This window comes from Duganella sp. GW821-FHT01E12, from assembly GCF_059422325.1.
The window spans coordinates 227,233-249,939 of sequence record NZ_JBWKWR010000003.1 but is presented as its reverse complement, the minus strand read 5'-3'; the positions used below and the strand labels follow the sequence as shown (position 1 = coordinate 249,939).

Here is a 22,707-nt window from a genome sequence, read left to right as displayed (position 1 = left end):
CCTTTCTTGAAAATGTTAGGCCGCGCGGCGCTGGGCGCGCGGCAGTCGCAGCAGCACTTCGGTGCCGGCGCCCGGCGCCGACTTCAAATGCAACTGCGCGTCGATGCGTTGTGCGCGTTCGCGCATGATATTGACGCCGACATGGGCCTCGCCCAGCGAGTCGAGCGCCGCCGTGTCGAAGCCGTGGCCGTTGTCGCGGATGCTGAGGGTGAAATCCTGGTTGTCCGTCAGCCGCAGCCACACCTGGCTGGCCGAGGCGTGCTTGCGCACGTTAGACAGCGCCTCCTGCACGATGAACAGCAGTTGCAGCTGATGCTCGCGCGGGAACGGCGCGCCGTCCGAGTCGGCCTCGAAATCGACCGCGATGCCGCTCTGGCGGCGGAACTTGTCCACCACCGTCTCCAGCGACGTCACCAGGTTGCCTTCCTGTAGGCGGGTGCGGAAGTTGTGCAGCAGTTCGCGCACGTCCTGGTAGCTCTCCTCCACGCCGGCGCGCAGGGCCGGCACGATGCTTTCCACCTCGTCCAGACGGTTCTGCCGCAACGATTGCTCCAGCATCTGCACCTGCAGGTTCAGGAAGTTCAAGCCCTGGGCGATGCTGTCGTGCAGGCCCTGCGCCACCAGGTTGCGCTCCTCGGAGACCGCCAGCTCGCGGTCGCGCCCCTGCAGGCGCTGGTTCTCGATGGCCGTGCCCAGCAGCTGGCCCAGCGTCTCCAGCAGCGCCGTCTGCGCCGGGGTGAACACGGTCGGCGCGCGGAAGTGCAGGTTGAAGAAGCCCAGATACTGGCTCTGCGCGAAGATATGGAAGATCGAAATCGTCGCGAAGCCCTCGCGGTGGCATTGCAGGTTATGGCCGCCGTCGCGCCGGCGCAGGTCGTGGATCACGGCCAGCTTGTTGACCACGGCCTCGCCGCACAGGCAATCGCCCACCTTCAGGCAGCGTTCGCTCTCGACCAGCTTTTCCGATATGCCCTGGTGCACCAGCATGTGCAGATTGCCGCGGTTCGGGTCCAGCACGCGCACCGAGCCGCCGTCGGCCTTGAAGTATTCGCTGATGCGTTGCAGGAAGCCGTCGCACATCGCCTCGGCCGGCTGCACCTGCTGCAGGAACGACGCGCTGTCGTACAGCAGCGCCAGTTCGCGGTTCTGGCGTTCCAGCTCGGCCGTCTTGAGCTGCACCCGCTGTTCCAGGTTGCCGTAGGAATCCTGCAGCTTGTCGGCCATCTGGTTGAAGCCATGGGCCAGCATGCCGAACTCGTCGTTGCTGTCCACCGGCAGCCGCACGCTGAAGTCCTGTTCGCGCATGCGCTCGATGCCGCCCTGCAATCGGGTCACCGGCGCGACGATCATGTCGAACAACAGGTAGATGATGCTGATCGTGCCGAGCAGGGCCAGCGCCAGCAACAGCAGCTGCGAGGCGCGCAGCCAGAAGGTGCGGGTTTCGCTGTCGCGCTCGATGCGGTGCACCAGCTGGTCGACGTGTTCGACAAAGCCCTCGGTGCGCCGCTGGATCAGGGTCTTCTGCGCGGCGTCGGGCAAGCCGGCCGCCAGCGCGTTGCGGATTTGCGAGGACAACTCCGTCCTCCACTGCTGCTGCACCTGGCCGAACGCGGTGCGGATGGCCGCCGTCGGCGGCAGGAACAGCGGCCGCTGCGGATCGCCGCGGCGCAGCAGGTCCAGCGTGCGGTCCATGCGGCCCAGCTGCTCGCTGACCAGCTGACGCCCGGCCGGGCCGTCCATCTGTGTGGTCAGCAGGGCCAGCCGGTAGCTATCCATGCGCAAGCTGCCGGCCACGTTGATGGCGGCCGCGCTGCCCTCGAGCTGCCAGGACAGCAGCAGCGTCGAGCCGATCACGGTCAGCGCGATCGCGAGAAAACTCAGCAACAGGCCGACGATGCGGGTCGACAGTTTTTGCCAGCTGGCGAACAAGCCCGGTTTCAGCATGGCGTGTGGCGCCGGCGGGCGGTGGCGGGGCTAGACATGGGGCTTCTCCGTTTATGTACAGCAATGAAAGGAGTATACACGCCCCTAGCCGCCCGTTTGCGACATGAAGCGCACGATCTTGGTCGGTTGCACGCCGAAGTCGTGCTGCTCCGGCTTGAGTTCGATGGCGTCGCGGATCGCCTGCTCCAGCTCGGCGTCGCTGGCGCCGCCGCGCAGCAAGGGCGCCAGCGGGTATTGCTGTTCCTGGCCCAGGCACAGGTAGAGCGTGCCATCCACCGCCAGCCGCACGCGGTTGCAGGTGGCGCAGAAATGCTGCGACAGCGGCGTGATGAAGCCTATGCTGGCGCTGCCGTCCGCCGTGGCCCAGTAACGCGCCGGCCCGCCGCCCAGCTCCAGCGCCTGCGGCACCAGCTTGAACTTCTCGGCCAGCCGCTGCTGCACCGGCGCCAGGTTCAGGTAGGCCGTGTTGCGGCCGGTCTCGCCCATGGGCATGACTTCGATCAGCCGCAGCACGAACTGCTCTTCGATGCAGAACGCCGCCATGGCGTCGATCTCGGCGTCGTTCACGCCGCGCATGGCCACCATGTTGATCTTGATGGGCGCCAGGCCGGCGGCCTTGGCGGCCTGCAGTCCGTCCAGCACCGACGGCAGGCAGTCGCGGCCGGTGATGCCGGCCATGCATTCGCGGTCCAGCGTGTCGAGGCTGACGTTGACGCGGGTGAGGCCGGAGGCGGCCAGCGCCTCGGCATGGCGCGCCAGGCGGGTGCCGTTGGTGGACAGCGACAGGTCGCGCACGCCATCCAGGCTGGACAGCCGGCTGGCCAGCTGCGGCAGGTTGCGGCGGGTCAGCGGCTCGCCGCCGGTGAGGCGGATGCGGGAGGTGCCCAGCCGGGCGAACGCGGCCACGACCCGTTCGATCTCGTCGAAGCTGAGCCAGTCGGGCGGGTCTTCGTAGCCCTTGAAGTCCTTGGGCATGCAGTAGGTGCAGCGCAGATCGCAACGATCGGTGACCGACACGCGCAGATAGTCGATCGATCGACCAAACCGGTCACTTAACATCGTCGCTCTCCTGTTATCAATGGTGTGAGTTCATTGTAGCGGCGGAGAGGCGCGCTGCCACTGCGCATGACGGCTTAGCGGGCCTAGTCCTAAGTAACTAGACCCTGTCAGGAAACTCCTACTGCACCAGCGGCGACTGCGCGCCTTCCAGCTCCACGCCGGCGATGTCGGCCCGGCCCACCAGGATGTGCAAATACTGGTGCAAGGCGCGCTGCCAGGACTGGCGGCGCAGCTCGTCGGCGATCTGGGCGTGGACGGCCGCGAACGGCACCACCGCCCCCTCGACCCGCCGCCGCGCCTGCACGATGTGCAGGCCGAAGCGAGTTTCCAGCAAACGTCCGGCCAGCTCGCCCGGTTGCAGCCTGAACAACAACTCGTCGAATTCCGGCACGCACTGGCCGCGCGCCAGCTGGCCCAGGCTGCCGCCGACCGCGCCCGACGGGCAGTTCGAGTACTGGCGCGCCAGTTCCTCGAAACGCTCGGGGCGGGCCCGCAGCTCGGCCAGGATCAGCTCGGCCGTCTGGCGCAACAGCTCCAGCGGCGCGGCCGGCGTCACCTGGAACAGGATGTGGCGCGCCTCGACCAGGTCGCCGCTGCGGAAGCGCTGCGGCTGGCTCAGGTAGTAGCGCAGGCAGCTGGCCTCGTCCGTTTCCGGCACCGTCACCTCGCGGGCGAACAGGGCCTCGATGCGCTGGTCGTCGTCCTCCCCTTCCACGCCCAGCCGCTGCGCTTCCTGCAGCAGCACGGTGCGCAGCACCACTTCGTGCACCGCCGCGCGCAGCGGGTTGTCCGCCTGCGCCTGGTGCGGCAGTTCCGCCTCGATGGCGCTGTCGTCGATGTCGACGCCGTTGACTGCGATACCCATGTCGATCTCCTTAGCGTGGACGCACCAGTTGATAGGCGCGGCTCAGGTAGGTGACGGCGCCGAAGCCGCTCCACACGTGCACCAGGCGGGTGAACGGGAAGATCGCGAACAGCGACATGCCCATGAACAGGTGCAGCTTGAACACCAGCGGCGCATCGACGATGAAGCCGGCGGCGTCGCCGCGCAGCGTGACCACGTGCTGGGCCCAGGTCATCAGCAGGACCATCATGTGGCCGTCCATGTGCGAGGCCGAGGCGAAGATAGACGTCAGGCCCAGCAGCAGGGTCGCGAGCAGCCAGAACAGCACCAGCTTGTCGCGGAAGGTGCTGCGGGCGCGCACCCGCTCGTTGCTCAGGCGGCGCGCCAGCAGCATCAGCAGGCCGACCAGGCACAGCGTACCCATCACGCCGCCGGCCACCATCGCCACCAGCTGCTTGGCGCCGTGGGTGACGCCCAGCGTGTCCCACACCCACACCGGGGTCAGCAGGCCGGCCATGTGGCCGAAGAACAGGCCCAGCACGCCGAGGTGGAACAGCGGGCTGCCCAGCCGCAGCATGCCGTTGTTGAGCGTCTGGCTGGACTCGGACTTCCAGCTGTACTGCTCGCGGTCGAAGCGGATCAGGCTGCCGACCAGGAAGATCGCCAGCGCGATGTAGGGATAGATGCCGAATAAAAATTGATGTACGTAGTTCATGGTGTGCTCCTCAATGACGCAGTGGCGCCGCCGCCTTCGGATAAAAATGGACCGGATGTGCGCCGCCGGCCAGCGTGGGCGCCAGCAGCGGTTCGATGCCGTCGGCGCCGGGGCCGAAGGTTTCCAGCGCCTCGTCCATGTCGCGCACCGGCGGCTCGCTCAGTTCCTCGGCCGCCACCGGCGACACGGTCTCCAGCAGCTCGAACAGGCCGGCGTACGGGCTGCCGTTGGCGCGCAGCTTGCGTCCGATGTAGGCCAGCACGTGGATGGCGTCGCCCAGCATGCGCTCGGCCTGTTCCTGCTCCAGCTGCGACAGGAACTCCAGGAACAGCGGCACGTAGTCCGGCAGGTCGTTGCCGACCATCTGCATGCCGTTCTTGCTGTACTCGGCCAGCAGGTCGACCATGGCCTGGCCGCGGTCGCGCGACTCGCCGTGGATGTGCTCGAACAAGTGCAGCGAATGCGACGGATTGCGGTCGAACGTCATCACATACTGCTGCTGCAGGTCGATCAGCGGGGTGCGCTGCAGATGCGACAGCAGGTCCGCCGCCGCCGCGTGCCACTGCGGCAGCCTGTCCCGCAGGCGCTGCTCCAGCTCGGGCAGCTCGGCCAGCAGCTCCGGCTCCGGGTACAACAGCAGGGCCGACAGCATGCTGTAGCCGAAGGCGCCGGTGTGGTCATGGTCAGACATCGAGGTTCTCCTTTTTCTTGCGCGATTTCGGCATCGACATGAAGATCTCCGAACCGTGCTTGCGTTTGCCGAACAAGCTGCTGTCGCTGACGCCGTCCGAGCAACCGTTGCCGAAGCTGAAGCCGCAGCTGCCCTTCTCGTTGAAGCTATCCTCGGCCATTTCCTTGTGGCTGCTTGGAATCACGAAGCGGTCCTCGTAGTTGGCGATGGCCATGATGTGGTACATGTCCTCGACCATCTCCGGCTCCAGCCCGACTTGTTTCAGCACTTCCAGGTCCGGGCCCGGCCCCACATGCTTGCTGCGCATATAGGCGCGCATCGCCAGCATGCGGTCCAGCGCGCGGATCACCGGCTGCTGGTCGCCCGCCGTCAGCAGGTTGGCCAGGTATTGCACCGGAATGCGCAAGCTGGCGGTGTCCGGCAGGATGCCGTTCTTGCCCATGCGGCCAGACTCGGCGGCGGCCTGGATCGGCGACAGCGGCGGGATGTACCACACCATCGGCAGCGTGCGGTATTCCGGATGCAGCGGGAACGCCACCTTCCACTCCACGGCCATCTTGTACACCGGCGAACGCTTGGCCGATTCCAGCCACGAGTCCGGGATGCCCTGGCGGCGCGCCTCCTCGATCACGGCGGGATCGTGCGGATCAAGGAACAGGCCCAGCTGCGACGGATACAGGTCGCGCGGATCGGCCACCGAAGCCGCCTGCTCGATCTTGTCGGCGTCGTACAGCAGCACGCCCAGGTAGCGGATGCGGCCGACGCAGGTTTCCGAGCACACGGTGGGCTGGCCCGCCTCGATGCGCGGGTAGCAGAAGGTGCACTTCTCGGCCTTGCCGGACGACCAGTTGTAGTAGATCTTCTTGTACGGGCAGCCGGAGATGCACATGCGCCAGCCGCGGCACTTGTCCTGGTCGATCAGCACGATGCCATCGTCCTCGCGCTTGTACACCGAGCCCGACGGGCACGACGCCACGCAGGTCGGATTGAGGCAATGCTCGCACAGGCGCGGCAGGTACATCATGAAGGTGTTCTCGAAGGTGCCGTACATTTCCTTCTGCATGTTGTTGAACAGCGCGTCCTGGCTGCGCTGGGCGAATTCGCCGCCCAGGTCGTCCTCCCAGTTCGGGCCCCACTCGATCTTGTCCATCTTCTTGCCGGTCAGGACGGAGATCGGACGGGCGGTCGGCGGCGTCTCCGACAGCGGCGCGTTCTGCAGGCGCTCGTAGTCGTAGGTGAACGGCTCGTAGTACTCGTCGATCTGCGGCAGGTTCGGGTTGGCGAAAATCTGCGCCAGGATTTTTAAGCGGCTACCCTGGCGCGGCTCGATCTTGCCGGCGTCGGTGCGGCGCCAGCCGCCGTTCCACTTGTCCTGGTTTTCCCACTGCTTCGGATAGCCGATGCCGGGCTTGGTCTCGACGTTGTTGAACCAGGCGTACTCGACACCGTCGCGGCTGGTCCACACGTTCTTGCACGTGACCGAGCAGGTGTGGCAGCCGATGCACTTGTCCAGGTTCAGCACCATGCCGATTTGTGCGCGAATTTTCATGCTTTGCTCCCTGTCTGTTCCTTCAACGGACCTTCCAGCCAGTCGACCTTGTTCATCTTGCGCACCAACACGAATTCATCGCGGTTGGAGCCGACCGTGCCGTAGTAGTTGAAGCCCCACGACAGCTGGGCGTAACCACCGATCATATGGGTCGGCTTGGTGACGGCGCGCGTCACCGAGTTGTGGATGCCGCCCCGCTTGCCCGACATCTCCGCGCCAGGCACGTTGATGATCTTTTCCTGTGCGTGGTACATCAAGGTCATCCCCTCCGGCACCCGCTGGCTGACGATGGCGCGGGCGGTCAGCGTGCCGTTGACGTTGAACACCTCGATCCAGTCGTTGTCGACGATGCCGGCCGCCTTGGCGTCGGTCTCCGACAGCCACACGTGCGGGCCGCCGCGCGACAGCGTGAGCATGCGCAGGTTGTCCGAGTAGGTGGAGTGGATACCCCACTTCTGGTGCGGCGTGATGAAGTTCAGCGCGATCTCCTTGTTGCCGTTCGGCTGAGCGCCCAGCATGGCGGCCGTGGTCTTGGTGTTGATCGCCGGCTTGTACACGCACATGCCCTCGCCGAAATCGCGCATCCAGCGGTGATCCTGGTAGAACTGCTGGCGGCCGGTCAGAGTGCGCCAAGGGATCAGTTCGTGCACATTGGTGTAGCAGGCGTTGTAGCTGACCTCTTCCGACTCCAGGCCCGACCAGGTCGGCGAGGAGATGATTTTGCGCGGCTGGGCCTGCACGTCGCGGAAGCGGATGCTGTCGTGCTCGCGCGGCAGCGCCAGGTGGGTGTGGTCGCGTCCGGTGATCTTGGACAGCGCATCCCAGGCCTTGACCGCCACGTGGCCGTTGGTTTCCGGCGCCAGCGACAGGATCATCTCGGCCGCGTCGATGGCGGTGTCCAGGCGCGGCTGGCCGTGGCCGACGCCGGGCTCGGTCACCGTGCGGTTGATGCCGCGCAGGATGTCGACCTCATGGCCGGTCTTCCAGCTGATGCCCTTGCCGCCGTTGCCGATTTTCTCCAGCAGCGGGCCGATCGAGGTGAACTTCTGGTAAATCTTGGTGTAGTCGCGCTCGATCACGGTGAAGTTCGGCATGGTCTTGCCCGGAATCGGCTCGCATTCGCCGGCGCGCCAGTCCTTCGGATCGAACGGTTGGCCCAGTTCGCCCGGGGTGTCGTGCATCAGCGGGGTCAGCACCAGATCCTGCTGGGTGCCGAGGTAGGCGCCGCCGATTTCCTCGAACTTCTTGGCGATGCCCTTGTAGATTTCCCAGTCCGACTTCGACTGCCACAGCGGCTGCACGGCCTCCGACAGCGGATGAATAAACGGGTGCATGTCGGACGTGTTCAGGTCGTCCTTCTCGTACCAGGTGGCGGTCGGCAGCACGATGTCGCCGTACAGGCAGGTGGTGGACATGCGGAAGTCCAGCACCACCAGCAGGTCCAGCTTGCCTTCTGCGGCCGGACGCACCTTGACGTCGCGCGGCTTGATGCAGTGGTCCTCGTCGCTCATCAGCGCGTTCTGCGTGCCCAGCAGGTACTTCAGGAAGTATTCGTGGCCCTTGCCCGAGCTGCCCAGGATGTTGGAGCGCCACACGAACATATTGCGCGGGAAGTTGGCTGGATTGTCCGGATCGTCGCAGGAGAATTCCAGTTTCTTGTCCTTGATCTGGCCGACCGCGTAGTCGACCGCGCTCATGCCGGCGGCGGCCGCGGCACGCGTCACCTCCAGCGGATTGGTCTGCAGCTGCGGCGCCGATGGCAACCAGCCCAGGCGCTCGGCCTTGGCGTTGTAGTCCAGCAGCGTCATCGGTGCGACGTCGGGACCGGCGGTCGGCGAGGCGATTTCCTCGGTGTGCAGCTTTTCATGGCGCCACTGGCTGGTGTGGGCATAGAAGAACGAGGTGCCGTTCATCTGGCGCATCGGGCGGTTCCAGTCCTGGGCGAACGCCAGCGGGGTCCAGCCGGTTTGCGGACGCAGTTTTTCCTGGCCCACATAGTGCGCCCAGCCGCCGCCCGACTGGCCGACGCAGCCGCACATCATCAGCATGTTGATGATGCCGCGATAGGTCATGTCCATGTGGTACCAGTGGTTCAGCGCGGCGCCGACGATGACCATGCTCTTGCCACGGGTCTGGTCGGCGTTCTCGGCGAACTGGCGCGCCACGGTGATCACGTCGGCCGCCTTGACGCCGGTGTGCTTGACTTGCCAGGCCGGCGTGTACGGGACGTCGTCCTCGTAGCTGGTGGCGACGTTGCCGCCGCCCAGGCCACGGTCGATGCCGTAGTTGGCCAAGGTCAGGTCGAACACGGTGGCGACCAGCGCGGTGCTGCCGTCGGCCAGCGTCAGGCGCTTGACCGGGACGTTGCGCATCAGGACGTCGCTGCTGTCCTTGCCGCCGAAGTAAGGGAAGCCGACCGCCAGCACCTCGTCGCTCGAACCGATCAGCGACAGCTGCGGATCGACCGGCGCGTTGTTGCCGCCCTCTTTCATCTCCAGGTTCCACTTGCCGGACTCGCCCCAGCGGAAGCCGATCGAACCGGCAGGCGCGACGATGCGGCCGCTGGCCTCGTCGATGACCAGGGTTTTCCAGTCCGGGTTGTTGGTTTCGTCGAGGTTGTTGGCCAGATGGGAGGCGCGCAGGAAGTACTCGGGCGCCAGCGTGCCGTTCTGTTCCTTGAGCAGCACCAGCATCGGGAAGTCGGTGTACTGCTTGGCGTATTCCTTGAAGTAGGCCGACTGGTGATTGGCGTGGTATTCCTTCAGGATCACATGGCCCATGGCCATCGCCAGCGCGGCGTCGGTGCCCTGCTTGGGCGCCAGCCAGATGTCGCCGAACTTGGCCATCTCGCCGAAGTCGGACGACACCGCCACCGTCTTGGTGCCCTTGTAGCGCACTTCGGTGTAGAAGTGGGCGTCGGGGGTGCGGGTCATCGGCACGTTCGAACCCCACACCATCAGGTAGGTCGAGTTGTACCAGTCGGCCGATTCCGGCACGTCGGTCTGCTCGCCCCACACCTGCGGGCTCGCTGGCGGCAAGTCGCAGTACCAGTCGTAGAAGCTCAGGGCCACGCCGCCGATCAGCGACAAGTAGCGCGTGCCGGCCGCATAGCTGACCATGGACATGGCGGGAATCGGCGAGAAGCCGACGATGCGGTCAGGGCCGTATTTCTTGATCGTCAGCGCGTTGGCGGCGGCGATCATCTCGTTGCTCTCTTCCCAGGTGGCGCGCACGAAGCCGCCCAGGCCGCGCACCGACTTGTACAGCGCGGCGCGTTCGGGATTCTGGCTGATGTAGTCCCAGGCGGTGACCGGGTCCATGGTCTTGCGCGCTTCGCGCCACATTTCCATCAGGCGGCCGCGCACCATCGGGTACTTGACCCGCTGGGCCGAATACACATACCACGAATAGCTGGCGCCGCGCGGGCAGCCGCGCGGCTCGTGGTTGGGCAGGTCGGGACGGGTGCGTGGATAATCGGTTTGTTGCGTTTCCCAGGTGATCAGCCCGTTCTTCACATAGACTTTCCAGCTGCACGAGCCGGTGCAGTTGACGCCGTGCGTGGAGCGCACGATCTTGTCATGCTGCCAGCGTTGGCGATAGGCGTTTTCCCAGGTGCGATCCTCGTGCACGACGGCGCCGTGCCCGTCGGAAAAGGTCGATACCGTTTTATTGAAGAACTTCAGGCGATCCAGAAAGTGACTCATGCTGCCTCCTAACTTGCACCCGGCGGCAACCGGGCATGCGGTCTCATGCAACATGCATGGACTCGACGATGATTGCAGTCTAGGGAAGGCAACGCCTCGTGTGAATCGGCAAGAAGGTGGCTGCGGGGCGTGAGAAGGACTAGGGGTACTAGGCCTAAGTGACTAGTTCATCAAAAGCGGTAACAGTCGCCGCCGGCGCAGGTGGCCAGCAATTCGTGGTAGCTGAGCAGGCGGCCGTGCCCGGCCTCGGCGGCATTGTCGGTGTAGGCCAGCAACGAAGGGGCCGCGCCCTGCCCGCGGCGGCCATAGCGGGCGCCCGCGGCTGCCAGCCAGCGGCCGTCGGCGGCGCGCACGTAGACGCCGCGCACCATGCCCGGCTGCTCCATCGCGCCCAGCTGTGCAAACATGGCATCCAGACTACAGTAGCGCAGCACCAGGCCGCTGTCGTAGCGGATCTGCCCTTCGACGGCACGCGCCGCCGGCGCGTCGCACTGCGCGGCCGATGGCTGCGCCAGCGGCCCGGTATATGCGGGGCCGTAATGTTTCAGCAACAAGGCGGCGGGAATCAGCGCCAGCGCCAGCAGATATGCGGGGCGATCGATCAACCTTCTCATCATGGTCCTTTCAACGCGGCCGCACTACGGGCCACGCTTGCATTATTCGCCGCCGGCCGCGCGCCAGTCCTTAACCTGGGTCATGCAATATCGCCGCCGATCTACGGCAAAGGGACTAGCCGGACTAGTCATTCATGGCAATGGGCAGCTGGACCGGCGCGGGTTATACATACAACCTGGATCACCGACTACTTAGGAATCATATGAACATCGCCACATTTGAAGAATTGCTCGTTGCCGCAGCCCTGCAACCGGAGCCGCAGCGCCTGCTGCTGGCGTTCGCCGTCGCCGAGCGGGAGCCGGACCTGCCGCCCGGCGCGCCGGCCCGCAGCACGCTGGTGCCGGTCATGTGCGTGGACAAGCAGGTGGGCGAGCTTGATACGTTTGCCAATCTTGCCGAGGAAGCCCAGGCCATGGGCCAGCCATGGGATGTGCTGCTGATCACCACCCTGTCCGGCAAGCAGGGCCGCCTGCCCGATCCGCAACAGACCGACGCCGCGCTGAACAAGATGCTGGGCGCCATCCAGCAGGGGCAGATGGAGCGTTTCCTGGCGTTCGACCGCAGCGGCGAACTGATGAGCTACGCCTGACATGGCCAAGATTTTTCCGATACGTCCGGCCAAGCCCGAGCTGATCTGCTGGGGCTGCGATCGCTACTGCCCCGCAGACAACATGATCTGCGGGAACGGCTCGGATCGCACCCAGCATCCGGTGGAGCTGTTCGGCGAAGGCTGGGAGACCTTCGGCCTGAATGCACCGGAAGTACAGCCTGCCGACGAGCCAAAGCAACCACCTGCGGACAAGCCATAGCAACCCGCCGCTGAACTGGGACCGCAGCGTCTGGCATACGAGCCGAAGCAACCGATATACCTGCCCGTCGCGGTTTTTTTGGACCTTGAATTCCACCTAATGGATGCACGCCCAGGTGCCAGGCCGGAGACCTTTATTACGGAACTTGTGCAGCGCTGACCAGCAAAACCACAACGTCCAAGATGGTCTAATCTTCCGTGGGGGACGGTCTAACTCGGTCCCCGAGTTTCCTGCGAAAGGCGAGTTCAGTCTAAAAAATATGGCCTCACGGCGATTCTGAATGCTATTAGTCCGAACTCGCCCCGTTTCAGACAAATTAGACTGACTGTGAAAAATGAGCTCCCCCTGCGGGGTCCAAGCGAACGACAGCGCTCAGGCAGCCATCGCGTCGCGCGCGTTCAGCGGGCAGACCAGCGGCAGGAATTGCTGCCTGCGTGGCGAATAGGCCATCAGCGCGCCGCTCTGCAGGTCGAAGTACCAGCCGTGCAGCTTGAGCTTGCCCTCGTCGACGCGGCGCCGCAGCCACGGATAAGTCAGCAAATTGTCCAGCGATAGCAGGATGCTGGCTTGCTCGCAAGCCTGGTGCTGCTCGGCGCTGCCGCGATGGGCCAGGTCGCGCCGCACGCGCTGCGCCACCGGTTCCGCAATGCGCATCCACTGGCCGACAAAATCGGTCTCGCGCTGCGCCGGACGCGGCGCCAGCAGCGCGCGTATGCCGCCGCAACCGGCGTGCCCGAGCACGATCACCCGCTCCACCTCCAGCTCGCACACCGCGAACTCGATCGCCGAACTCACCCCGGCCGAAGCCGTCGGCGTGCACGGCGGCACCAGGTTGGCGATATTGCGCACGACGAAAATGTCGCCCGGATCGCTGCCGGTCAGCAGCACCGGATCGACCCGCGAATCGCAGCAGCCGATCAGCAGCGTGCGCGGGCGCTGCCCTGTGCGCAAGGTGCCGTACGGGCTGTCGCTGTTGTTGAAATACTGCTGCTGGAAGCGGCCAAAGCCGCTGATGAATTTTTCGATGTCTTCCATGATGGTCCTTCAGGCAGCGCAACGGCGCAGCGCCGGCACGTCGAGCACCTGGACCTTGCGGCCCTTGAAGGTGATCATCTGCTGCGTGCACAGATCGGCCAGGATGCGGGAGAAATGCTCGGGCGTGAGGTTCAGGCGCGAGGCCAGCACGGCCTTGGTGGCGGGCAGCGTCAGTTGTCCGCCGTCCTCCTCGGGCAGCTCCTTGAGCAGGTAGCCGGCCACGCGCTGGGTGCCGGAATGCAGCGAGAACGACTCCATATCGCACATCAGCCCGTGCATGCGCTGGCTCAGGCCGGCCAGCATCTTGCACGCGAACTCGGGGTCGTTGTGGATCTCGCGATAGATCGCCGGCTTGGCCACGTGCAGCAGCAGCGTGTCCTCGGTGGCCTGGGCGGACACGATGTAGGGACTGCCCATGAACATCAGCGCCTCGCCGAAACTCTGGCCGGGGCCGATCAATTCGATCACCTTCTCGCCGCCGGCCAACGAGGTGAACGCCAGCTTGACCTGGCCGTACACCACCTGATGGAAGCCGATGCACGCATCGCCGCGCTGGAAAATGGTGCCGCCGCGTTCCACCCGCACTTCCGTGGTGCCGAGCGCGATGCGCGCCAACTCTTCCGGCCCCATCGAGTTGAACAGCGGCACCCGTGCCAGGAAGGCTTGCACTTTGATCTTGTTCTTTTCCATAGCCGTTAGCCTCAAATGGTTCGCGAATACCGCAGCGGCTGCGGACCTTCGACAGGCGGCGCGTGCAGGTAGCGGTCGAAGGCCATGCAGATATTGCGTATCAACAGGCGACCGCGCATCTTCACGCGCAGGCCTTTGCTGCCGATGCACAGCAAACCTTCGTCCTCCAGGGGTTTCAGGCGTTCCAGCTCGGCGGCGAAATACTCGGCCGCGCTCACGCCTTCCGGCAGCGCCAGCGTGGCGTAGTCCAGCTCGAAATCGCACATCAGCTGGCCGATCACGGCGCGGCGCAGCATGTCGTCCCCGCTCAGCACGATGCCGCGCGCGATCGGCAGTTCGCCCCGGTCCAGCCGCTCGTAGTAGGCCGACAGCACCTTCTCGTTCTGGCTGTAGCTGGCGCCCACCGCGCTGATGGCCGACACGCCCAGCGCCACCATGGGCGCGTCGGCGTGGGTGGAATAGCCCTGGAAATTGCGCTGCAGCTTGCCTTCGCGCTGGCTGCGCGCCAGGTCGTCGTCCGGCAGCGCGAAGTGGTCCATGCCGATGTAGACATAGCCCGCTTCCGTCAGCCGCTCGATGCACAGGCCCAGCATGGCCAGCTTGGTTTCGGCGTCCGGCAGGTCGTCGCTGGCGATGAGGCGCTGCGACTTGAACAGCTGCGGCATGTGGGCGTAGTTGTAGACGGCGATGCGGTCGGGCCGGGCGGCCACGATCTTGTCCAGCGTCGGCCCGAAGCTGGCCACGCTTTGCAGCGGCAGGCCGTAGATCAGGTCCACGCTGATCGAGCGGAAGCCGCAGTCGCGCGCGGCCTGCAGCACTTCCATCGTCTGCTCGTAGGACTGGATGCGGTTGACCGCCTGCTGCACCGCCGGATCGAAGTCCTGGATGCCCAGGCTGACCCGGTTGAAGCCCTGGCGCCGCAAGGTGGCGATGCGCGCCGGCGTGACCGTGCGCGGATCGACCTCGATGGAAAACTCGCCCTCCTCGTCCGGCGCGAAATCGAAATGCCCGCGCAGCGTGGCCAGCAGGTCGCCCATCTGTTCATCGCTGAGGTAGGTCGGCGTGCCGCCGCCGAAGTGCAGCTGGTCCACCCGCCGGTGGCCGGACAACAGCCCGGCCTGCAGGGCGATCTCGCGGTACAGGTAGTCCAGGTACTCGACCGCCTTTTCCTTGTCCTGCGTGATGATCTTGTTGCAGCCGCAGTAGTAGCACAGCGACGCGCAGAACGGGATGTGCACGTACAGCGACATCGGCACGGCCGGATCGACGCTGGCGACGGCGGCGCGGTACTGCTCCGCGCCGAAGCCGCCGCCGAAGCGGTCGGCCGTCGGGTAGGAGGTGTAGCGCGGCCCCATCTGGTTCAACTTGCGCACCAGCGCGGCGTCGAATTCGACGGACGGGGTCAGCGCGATCACTCTGGCGGATGGCATGGTCAGGCTCCGCTCAGCAAGGCATGGCCGCGTTCTTGCGGGCGTAGCACCACCAGGTGATGGCGATGCAGCTGACGTAGAACGCGATGAAGCACCACAGCGCGGCGTCGGGGCCGCCGGTCATGGCGATCGAGGTGCCGTAGCTCTTGGGGATGAAGAAGGCGCCGTAGGCGGCGACCGCCGAGGTGAAGCCCAGCACGGCGGCGCCCTCCTTGTTGGCGTCGACGATGGCTTGCTGCTGCACGGCGGCGGGCTGGCCGGCGGTGGCGCGCTGACGTTCGGTCAGGAAGATCACCGGGATCATGCGGAAGGTCGAGGCGTTGCCGACGCCGGTGCCGGCGAACAGCAGCATGAACATCCAGAAGAAGCCGTTGAAGTTGCCGCCGGTGCCGCCGTGCGGCAGGAAGGTGATCACGCCGAACACGGCCGCGATCATGGCGCCAAAGGTCCAGACGGTGACGCGGGCGCCGCCCAGCTTGTCGGAGATGATGCCGCCGACCACGCGCGCCAGCGCGCCGACCAGAGGGCCGAGGAAGGCGTATTGCAGCGGATTGACATCAGGGAACTGGGTCTTGATCAGCAGCGGGAAGCCGGCCGAGTAGCCGATGAACGAGCCGAAGGTGCCGGTGTAGAGCCAGCACATCAGCCAGTTGTGCTTGCGCTTGAAGATCACGGCCTGGTCGGCGAAGGAAGCCTTGGCCGAGGCCAGGTCGTTCATGCCGAACCACGCCAGCAGGCTGCTGACGACGATGAACGGCACCCAGATGAAGCCAGCGTTCTGCAGCCACATGGTGGTGGTGTGGCCGGCCTTGGTGGCGGTCTGCGCGTCGCCGCCGATGCTGCCGAACACGCTGGCGGTGATCACCAGCGGCACGACGAACTGCACCGCCGACACGCCCAGGTTGCCCAGGCCGGCGTTCATGCCCAGCGCGTAGCCCTTCTGCGCCTTGGGGAAGAAGAAGCTGATGTTGGCCATCGACGAGGCGAAGTTGCCGCCGCCGAAGCCGCACAACAGCGCCAGCACCAGCATGGTCGGGTAGCCGGTGCTGACGTCCTGCACCGCGAAGCCGATGCCGATGGCCGGGATCAGCAGCGAGGCGGTGGAGATGGTGGTCCACTTGCGCCCGCCGAAGATCGGCACCATGAAGGAATAGAAAATCCGCAGCGTGGCGCCGGACAGGCCGGGCAAGGCCGTCAGCCAGAACAGCTGGTTGGTGCTGTACTGGAAGCCGATGGCCGGCAAGTTGACCACCACCACGCTCCACACCATCCACACCGCGAAGGCCAGCGCCAGCGCGGGTATCGAAATCCACAGGTTGCGGTTGGCGGTACTGCTGCCGCCGCTACCCCAGAACGTGGGGCTCTCCGGCTCCCACGTGTTGATCATATATTTGCTCATCATTTTCTCCTTGAATAATTGGGACTCAGGCGGCGGCCGCGCCGGCCAGCGCTGGTGGCGCCGCCGTGGGGCGGAACGAGTAATGCATCCATACCAGCGATACGCAGACGGTGCCGTACAACAGCATGAAGGCGCTCGAACGCACACCGGTCAGGTCCAGCAGCGCGCCGAACATGATCGGCAGCACGAAGCCGCCCAGGCCGCCGGCCAGGCCGACCACGCCGGACACGGCGCCGATGTTGTCGCTGAAGTCGTCGCCGATGAATTTGAAGACCGAGGCCTTGCCGATCGCCATCGCGGTGCCCACGATGAACAGCAGGCCGGTGAACATCCATGGCGACAGCGCCAGTTGCATCTGCAGGTCGCCGTGGGTGGTCTTGACGATCATGGCCGTGGGCGGATACGACAGCAGGAAGAAGCAAACCCAGCACACCCACATCACCCACCAGGTGACCTTGTAGGCGCCGTAGCGGTCGGATATCCAGCCGCCCAGCGCGCGCAGCACGCCGCCAGGCAGCGAGAAGCAGGCGGCCAGCAGCGCGGCAAGGCGCAGGTCGAAGCCGTATTCGCCGACGTAGTATTTGGTCATCCACAGCGCCAGGCCGACGTAGCCGCCGAACACCACCGAGTAATATTGGCAATAGCGCCATACGCGGCGGTCCTTGAGCACCTTGAGCTGCTCGGAGAACGGCACGCTGGCGCCGGTCTGGTGCGAGGGATCGGTGGCCGAGAACATCCAGAACAGCAGCGCCGTGACCAGCATGGCGATGGCGTACACGGTGGGCAGCGCTTGCCAGCCCCAGGCCGTGATGATGGCCGGCGCGACAAACTTGGTCAGCGCCGAGCCGGAATTGCCGGCGCCGAAGATGCCCATCGCCAGGCCGCGCCGCTCGCGCGAGAACCAGCGCGCCACGTAGGGCGTGCCGACCGAGAACGAGCCGCCGGCCAGGCCGATGAACAAGCCCAGCACCAGGAACTGCCAGTAGGCGGTGGCCAGCCCGACCAGGTAGATGGCCGGCACGGTGGACAGCATCAGCAGGAAGAACACGATGCGGCCGCCGTATTTGTCGCACCAGATGCCCAGCGGGACACGCACCAGCGAGCCGCTCAGCACAGGCATGGCGGCCAGCAGGCCGAACTCGGTTTCGTTCAGGCCGAGCATCTTCTTGATGGGGATGCCCAGCACGGCGAACATCATCCAGATCGCGAAGCAGATCGTGAACGACACGGTGCTGCTGACCAGCACCTGAACTGCTTTGTTGTTGGTAGACACTTTCAATCTCCTGACGGACATGGGGATGGCATCAGCGTAAGCGCTGCGGCGCGCGCCGACTATCGGCAGGACGGCTAGCGGCCGGAGGCAATCAGGCTAGCGCCCTAGTCCAAAAGAACTAGGTCTTTCGCGTGGATCTGTCCGCCGTGGCCCCGGGGCGGCATGGGCGCAGGCTTCCAGCGCCGACACCTAGCAAAATAATTCTCTCCAATTGTTGCAATTTTAATATTGTCGTGACTTTGGCAATATTTGGGACTAATGTTATGTAGGCAAGCTCGACATATCTCTTTGCCGCCTGGTTTTTTCTGTTCAACTGAAGGGAGACGAATCATGCAAGCTGGAACATTTGTCATTTTTTTGGGTACTGCGACCAAGACCAATCCCCTATGCCTGGGGCGTGCACAGCGCGCCGATGGCACTTACTACTGCGCCGTGCTGCCCTTCGACCCGGAGTCGTCGGAAACCAGCTGGGTCGTCGCCCCGGTTCCTGGCGCGGAAAAACTCGACGGTTTCTATCTGCAACATCTCGCCAGCGGGCTTAGCCCCCATTTCGCCGATCCCGACGCGATATCGCTCGATACGCTCGACCCCACCAGTTCGGAATTCTTCCTGAGAGCCGATGCGGTGGGAAACGGCTTCGTGGCCATCAACCGCTACGACGACAATCGCGTCATGGATGCGAGCGGCGACCTGCCACGCGCCGGGGCCAAGGTGATCTCACGCGAGTGGAACAAGGGAAATAATCAAAGATGGCGGTTCATCTCCACCATTATGTTCACCGGCATGATGCCGTAGACAAACTCAACTTCGCTCAGGTCGACGGGAGGCAACGATGCATAAGCGATTCACACGCGCTGCTTGCGCCATTGCGATGGCGCTGAGTTGCTGCCTGCCGGCGCTGGCTGTCCCGGAAACCGGGACGCCCGCGCCGGAGGTGGTCGGGGGCAGCACATTCAACAAGAAGTTTTACACTTTTGTGGTGGCGATCCGTGCGGTTCTGAACCATCAACCACTCTGCACCGGCATCGTGGTCGGTGACCGATGGGTACTGACGGCGCAGCACTGCCTGTTCTATAGCGGCGATATGCACGGTACTTCGATACCGATGACTGCGTACTATGTCAGGACCGGCATGATCGAAAACACAGGAGCGCGTTACGAGGTCATAGACCAATACCTGTATCCCGATCACCAGCATGACGTGGCATTGCTTTATCTTGATAGGAAAATCACGTCCGCTAACGTGACGACCGCGGTGGTCAGTCCGGCGCCTGCACCAGAGGCTGGAACCAAATTGACAGCGGTCGGTTGGGGCTTTACCAGCTTCAGCGAGAATCCCGAAAATTTCTCAAGGCAGATGACTAAGCTGGGTATGGTGCTGCTACCCCATTGCTCCAATATGGAACCCTGGCAGGATTTTCTGTGTACGGAAAACACCGAAAAGAAAGGAAAGGGCCTGAGTTTCGCGGACAGCGGCGCTCCTGTGATGTCAGGAACGATGAGCAAGCCCGTCGTGGTCGGATTGCTGTCAAAAGCGAGCCAGGTAGAGATGCAATTTGAGAAGGCGGAAGCCTTCTACAATTGGATGCAACAAGTAATGCAGCAATACCGGAATCCTCACGCCTCGCCAGTTGCCCCCTCCCCACATCCAGACTCAACCACGACCGCGACATCAGGCGGACAGGCCAGGTCGGCCAGCGTGACCGCGTCCAGCGCCGTCAGGTAGGCGCCCACGGCTTGGCCCAGCATGCCCTGCACGCAGCAGCGGCCCGCGTGCACGCAGGTGGCGCGGCGGGCGTCGAAGCAATCGGCCACGTGAAAGTCCGGCTCGCTGGCCCGCACCACCTCGCCGATGCGGATCGCCGCCGCCGGCCGCGCCAGCGTGATGCCGCCGTGCCGCCCGCGCACGGTGCGGATCACCCCGGTCAGGCCCAGCTGATAGACTACCTTGGTCAGGTGGTGCTTGGACATGCCGTGGCGTTCGGCGATTTCGGCGATGGTCACCAGCCGGTCGTGCTGGCCGGCCAGGTAGATCAGCGTGCGCAGGGTGTAGTCGGTAAAGGCGGTCAGGCGCATGGTCAGCTCCAGTGAAGACGGCAGCGCCATTATTCATGCATCCAAAATATTTGTTCATAACCTGGATCAAGAAAAACTGGAATCGAATATACATGTTTAAACGGCGCGCCTAGAATCGGCGCTGTCGATCCGGTTCATGCCGGTTCGCGCACCACTCCATCAAGCCAACTTAAGGAACCATGCCATGCACGCCACACGCAAGCTCTGGACCTGGCTCGCCGTCATCTGCGCCCTCTCCTTCGCCGTACTCGGCTGGGTGGGTGCGGAAATCTACCTGACCGCGCCGCCCATTCCCAAACACATCATCAGCGCGGACGGCAGCATGCTGTTCGACGAAGGCCAGGTCGACCGCGGCCAGCAAGCCTGGCTCTCTGCCGGCGGCCAGCAGCTGGGCACCGTCTGGGGCCACGGCAGCTATGTCGCCCCCGACTGGTCGGCCGACTGGCTGCACCGCGAGGCGCTGGCATTGCGCCAGATCTGGGCCAAGCGCGACTTCGGCGCCAACTTCGACGACCTGAGCAAATCCAACCAGGCGGCGCTGAACGCGCGGCTGAAGGAAGAAATGCGCCGCAACACCTACGATGCGGGCCGCGAGACCATCGTGCTGTCGGCCGACCGCGCCGCCGCCGTGCGCGAAGTGGCGCGCCACTACACCGACCTGTTCGGCGACAACCGCGCGCTGGACCATCTGCGCGAACAATATGCGATGAACGCCAATTCGCTGCCCGATCCGGACGACCTGAAGGCCTTGCCGGCCTTCGTGTTCTGGTCGGCCTGGGCCGCCGGCACCGACCGTCCCGGCGCCACGGACCTGAGCTACACCAGCAACTGGCCGCATGAGCCCCTGATCGACAACCGTCCCAGCGCCGGCGCCGGCATCTGGTCGATCGCCAGCGTCATCCTGATGATAGCCGCCATCGCCGCCATGGTGATGGTCCACTCGGCCGCCAAGGAAGAAGCCGATCCAGTGCCGCCCAAGACCGACCCGCTGTTCAACCTGAAGCCCACGCCATCGATGTTGGCGACCAAAAAATACTTCTTCGTCGTCATCGGCCTGATCCTGGCCCAGGTCGGCATGGGCGTGATCACCGCCCACTACGCGGTCGAAGGCCACAGCTTCTTCGGCTACCCGCTGGCGCAGATCCTGCCGTTCGTGGTCAGCCGCACCATCCACACCCAGTTCGCCGTGCTGTGGATCGCCACCGCCTGGCTGGCCACCGGCCTGTACATCGCGCCGGCCATCTCCGGCCACGAGCCCAAGTTCCAGAAGCTGGGCGTGAACCTGCTGTTCTACGCGCTGCTGTTCATCGTGGTCGGCTCGACCGCCATGGGCTGGCTCGGTTCGCTGCAACACAAGGGCACCGAGTTCGCCTTCTGGATCGGCAACCAGGGCCTGGAATTCACCAGCATGGGCCGCATCTGGCAGATCCTGCTGTTCATCGGCCTGCTCTTCTGGGTCACGCTGCTGGGCCGCGCGCTGTGGCCTGCGCTGGTCAAGAAATCGGAAAGCCGCGGCCTGATCGTCATGGTGTTCCTGGCCGCGCTGTGCATCGGCGGCTTCTACGCCACCTCGCTGACCTGGGGCCAGCACACCCACTACTCGATGATCGAATACTGGCGCTGGTGGCTGGTGCACCTGTGGGTCGAAGGCTTCTTTGAAGTGTTCGCCACCGCCGTCATCGCGCTGCTGTTCACCCGCCTGGGCCTGATCCGCGCCTCGACCGCCAATAGCGCCATCGTGCTGGAGACCATCGTGTTCCTGTTCGGCGGCATCCTGGGCACCCTACACCACCTGTACTTCACCGGCACGCCGACCTTCGTGATCGCCATCGGCGCCATGTTCTCGGCGCTGGAAGTGGTGCCGCTGTCGATGATCGGCGTCGAAGCCTGGCGCAACTACCAGCGCTCGAAGGCCGCGCCTTGGGTTGCCACCTACAAGTGGTCGATCCTGTGCTTCATCGCGGTCGGCTTCTGGAACACCGTCGGCGCCGGCCTGCTGGGCTTCTCGATCAACACCCCGATCGCGCTGTACTACATGCAGGGCCTGAACATGACGGCAGCCCACGGCCACGCCGCGCTGTTCGGCGTGTACGGCATGCTGGGCATCGGCCTGCTGCTGTTCTGCCTGCGCGGCCTGTGCGACCGCATGGCCTGGTCGGACTCGCTGCTCAAGGTTATGTTCTGGTGCCTGAACATCGGCCTGGCGATGATGGTGTTCATCTCGCTGGTGCCCGCCGGCCTGTACCAGGCCTGGGCCAGCGTCAGCACCGGCATGTGGTTCGCCCGTTCGCCTGAGGTCATCCACTCCAAGCTGATGGAGACCCTGGTCTGGATGCGCGTGCCGGGCGACGTGGTGTTCGCCATCGGCACGCTGTTCCTGGCGCTGTTCGCCTGGCGCCTGCTGACCGTTCGCGGCAAGGCCCGCCTGGCGGCCGTCGCCGCCGACCGCGCCTGATCGTGCCCCCACCCCGCTTGGCCAGGCGGGGTAATTCCCAGCATACCAACCCAAGGAGTTTCACCATGTCTCACGATTGTTCCCAGCCGACCATCCCCGACGGCATCTATCCCTTCGACGCCCGTGGCGTGGCCCGCCGCCTGCGCCACGCCGCCATCTTCGGCGCGCTCGACTCGCTCAACCCCGGCGAGATCATGCGCTTCTGTAACGACCACGATCCGCTGCCGCTGCTGGCGCAGATCCAGCACCGCTACGGCCCGCGCGTGCAGGCCGCCTACCTGGCGCGCGAGGCCGGCCACGTGGTCATCGACTTCCTAGTTACTACGCACTAGGCCCTCACTAGTCCCTTTGTCACGTTTCCTCAATTCCATAACCTAGGTCAAAGATTTTTCAGTTTCCTTCCCATAGCATGGGTTCGC

General features: G+C 64.8%; 20 protein-coding genes. 6 read left to right on the top strand and 14 right to left on the bottom strand.

Annotated elements, in window-relative coordinates:
• Positions 1–15: 15 nt before the first annotated feature.
• From AC07WS_RS11080 to AC07WS_RS11045, 8 genes are all read right to left on the bottom strand, one after another.
• Positions 16–1,944 (bottom strand): type IV pili methyl-accepting chemotaxis transducer N-terminal domain-containing protein, encoded by a 1,929-nt coding sequence (locus AC07WS_RS11080; RefSeq protein ID WP_494729112.1) that lies wholly within the window; start codon positions 1,942–1,944, stop codon positions 16–18.
• 84 nt (positions 1,945–2,028) lie between these two features.
• Positions 2,029–3,003, bottom strand: a complete 975-nt coding sequence (gene moaA / locus AC07WS_RS11075; protein ID WP_494729111.1) for a GTP 3',8-cyclase MoaA — start codon at positions 3,001–3,003, stop codon at positions 2,029–2,031.
• A 118-nt stretch (positions 3,004–3,121) separates the two neighbouring features.
• Positions 3,122–3,868 (bottom strand): peptidylprolyl isomerase, encoded by a 747-nt coding sequence (locus AC07WS_RS11070; RefSeq protein ID WP_494729110.1) that lies wholly within the window; start codon positions 3,866–3,868, stop codon positions 3,122–3,124.
• Positions 3,869–3,878: 10 nt separating this feature from the next.
• Positions 3,879–4,562, bottom strand: a complete 684-nt coding sequence (gene narI, locus AC07WS_RS11065; protein ID WP_494729109.1) for a respiratory nitrate reductase subunit gamma — start codon at positions 4,560–4,562, stop codon at positions 3,879–3,881.
• A gap of 10 nt (positions 4,563–4,572) precedes the next feature.
• Positions 4,573–5,253, bottom strand: coding sequence for a nitrate reductase molybdenum cofactor assembly chaperone (gene narJ, locus AC07WS_RS11060; protein ID WP_494729108.1), 681 nt, complete (start codon positions 5,251–5,253; stop codon positions 4,573–4,575).
• On the bottom strand, positions 5,246–6,802 hold the full coding sequence (narH, locus tag AC07WS_RS11055) for a nitrate reductase subunit beta (protein WP_494729107.1): 1,557 nt from the start codon (positions 6,800–6,802) through the stop codon (positions 5,246–5,248). Before narH ends, narJ begins: the two co-directional genes overlap by 8 nt.
• Positions 6,799–10,506, bottom strand: coding sequence for a nitrate reductase subunit alpha (locus AC07WS_RS11050; protein WP_494729106.1), 3,708 nt, complete (start codon positions 10,504–10,506; stop codon positions 6,799–6,801). The genes narH and AC07WS_RS11050 overlap by 4 nt, the downstream gene beginning before the upstream one ends.
• Positions 10,507–10,676: 170 nt before the next feature.
• On the bottom strand, positions 10,677–11,123 hold the full coding sequence (locus AC07WS_RS11045; protein ID WP_494729105.1) for a hypothetical protein: 447 nt from the start codon (positions 11,121–11,123) through the stop codon (positions 10,677–10,679).
• Positions 11,124–11,323: 200 nt separating this feature from the next.
• Between AC07WS_RS11045 and AC07WS_RS11040 the strand changes: the two genes are divergently transcribed.
• Together AC07WS_RS11040 and AC07WS_RS11035 are read left to right on the top strand one after the other, a co-directional pair.
• A complete protein-coding gene (locus AC07WS_RS11040; protein WP_494729104.1) occupies positions 11,324–11,710 on the top strand; it encodes a hypothetical protein in 387 nt (128 codons plus the stop codon).
• A 1-nt stretch (position 11,711) separates the two neighbouring features.
• Positions 11,712–11,930 (top strand): DUF3079 domain-containing protein, encoded by a 219-nt coding sequence (locus AC07WS_RS11035; RefSeq protein WP_494729103.1) that lies wholly within the window; start codon positions 11,712–11,714, stop codon positions 11,928–11,930.
• 372 nt (positions 11,931–12,302) lie between these two features.
• Here the strand turns inward: AC07WS_RS11035 and AC07WS_RS11030 are convergent, their stop codons facing one another.
• The 5 genes from AC07WS_RS11030 to AC07WS_RS11010 are packed head-to-tail and all read right to left on the bottom strand — an operon-like array spanning position 12,303 to position 17,778.
• Complete coding sequence (locus tag AC07WS_RS11030; RefSeq protein WP_494729102.1) at positions 12,303–12,965, bottom strand: carbonic anhydrase; 663 nt, start codon at positions 12,963–12,965, stop codon at positions 12,303–12,305.
• 9 nt (positions 12,966–12,974) lie between these two features.
• Positions 12,975–13,655: a Crp/Fnr family transcriptional regulator gene (locus tag AC07WS_RS11025; RefSeq protein ID WP_494729101.1), complete on the bottom strand. Its 681-nt coding sequence runs from the start codon at positions 13,653–13,655 to the stop codon at positions 12,975–12,977.
• A gap of 11 nt (positions 13,656–13,666) precedes the next feature.
• On the bottom strand, positions 13,667–15,085 hold the full coding sequence (hemN, locus tag AC07WS_RS11020; protein WP_494729100.1) for an oxygen-independent coproporphyrinogen III oxidase: 1,419 nt from the start codon (positions 15,083–15,085) through the stop codon (positions 13,667–13,669).
• A 13-nt stretch (positions 15,086–15,098) separates the two neighbouring features.
• Positions 15,099–16,484: a NarK family nitrate/nitrite MFS transporter gene (locus AC07WS_RS11015; RefSeq protein WP_494729099.1), complete on the bottom strand. Its 1,386-nt coding sequence runs from the start codon at positions 16,482–16,484 to the stop codon at positions 15,099–15,101.
• A 25-nt stretch (positions 16,485–16,509) separates the two neighbouring features.
• Positions 16,510–17,778, bottom strand: coding sequence for an MFS transporter (locus AC07WS_RS11010; RefSeq protein ID WP_494729098.1), 1,269 nt, complete (start codon positions 17,776–17,778; stop codon positions 16,510–16,512).
• 309 nt (positions 17,779–18,087) lie between these two features.
• On the opposite strand from AC07WS_RS11010, the gene AC07WS_RS11005 reads away from it, so the two are divergent.
• Both AC07WS_RS11005 and AC07WS_RS11000 read left to right on the top strand, forming a co-directional pair.
• On the top strand, positions 18,088–18,552 hold the full coding sequence (locus AC07WS_RS11005) for a ricin-type beta-trefoil lectin domain protein (protein ID WP_494729097.1): 465 nt from the start codon (positions 18,088–18,090) through the stop codon (positions 18,550–18,552).
• Positions 18,553–18,589: 37 nt separating this feature from the next.
• Positions 18,590–19,483 (top strand): S1 family peptidase, encoded by an 894-nt coding sequence (locus AC07WS_RS11000; protein WP_494729096.1) that lies wholly within the window; start codon positions 18,590–18,592, stop codon positions 19,481–19,483.
• Here the strand turns inward: AC07WS_RS11000 and AC07WS_RS10995 are convergent.
• Positions 19,375–19,833, bottom strand: coding sequence for an RrF2 family transcriptional regulator (locus tag AC07WS_RS10995; RefSeq protein WP_494729095.1), 459 nt, complete (start codon positions 19,831–19,833; stop codon positions 19,375–19,377). The genes AC07WS_RS11000 and AC07WS_RS10995 overlap by 109 nt on opposite strands.
• Positions 19,834–20,017: 184 nt before the next feature.
• Between AC07WS_RS10995 and AC07WS_RS10990 the strand changes: the two genes are divergently transcribed.
• Both AC07WS_RS10990 and AC07WS_RS10985 read left to right on the top strand, forming a co-directional pair.
• The gene (locus AC07WS_RS10990) at positions 20,018–22,288 is read left to right on the top strand and encodes a nitric-oxide reductase large subunit (protein WP_494729094.1); all 2,271 of its coding nucleotides are present in this window, start codon (positions 20,018–20,020) and stop codon (positions 22,286–22,288) included.
• A gap of 65 nt (positions 22,289–22,353) precedes the next feature.
• The gene (locus AC07WS_RS10985) at positions 22,354–22,620 is read left to right on the top strand and encodes a DUF2249 domain-containing protein (protein ID WP_117011069.1); all 267 of its coding nucleotides are present in this window, start codon (positions 22,354–22,356) and stop codon (positions 22,618–22,620) included.
• Positions 22,621–22,707: the final 87 nt, after the last annotated feature.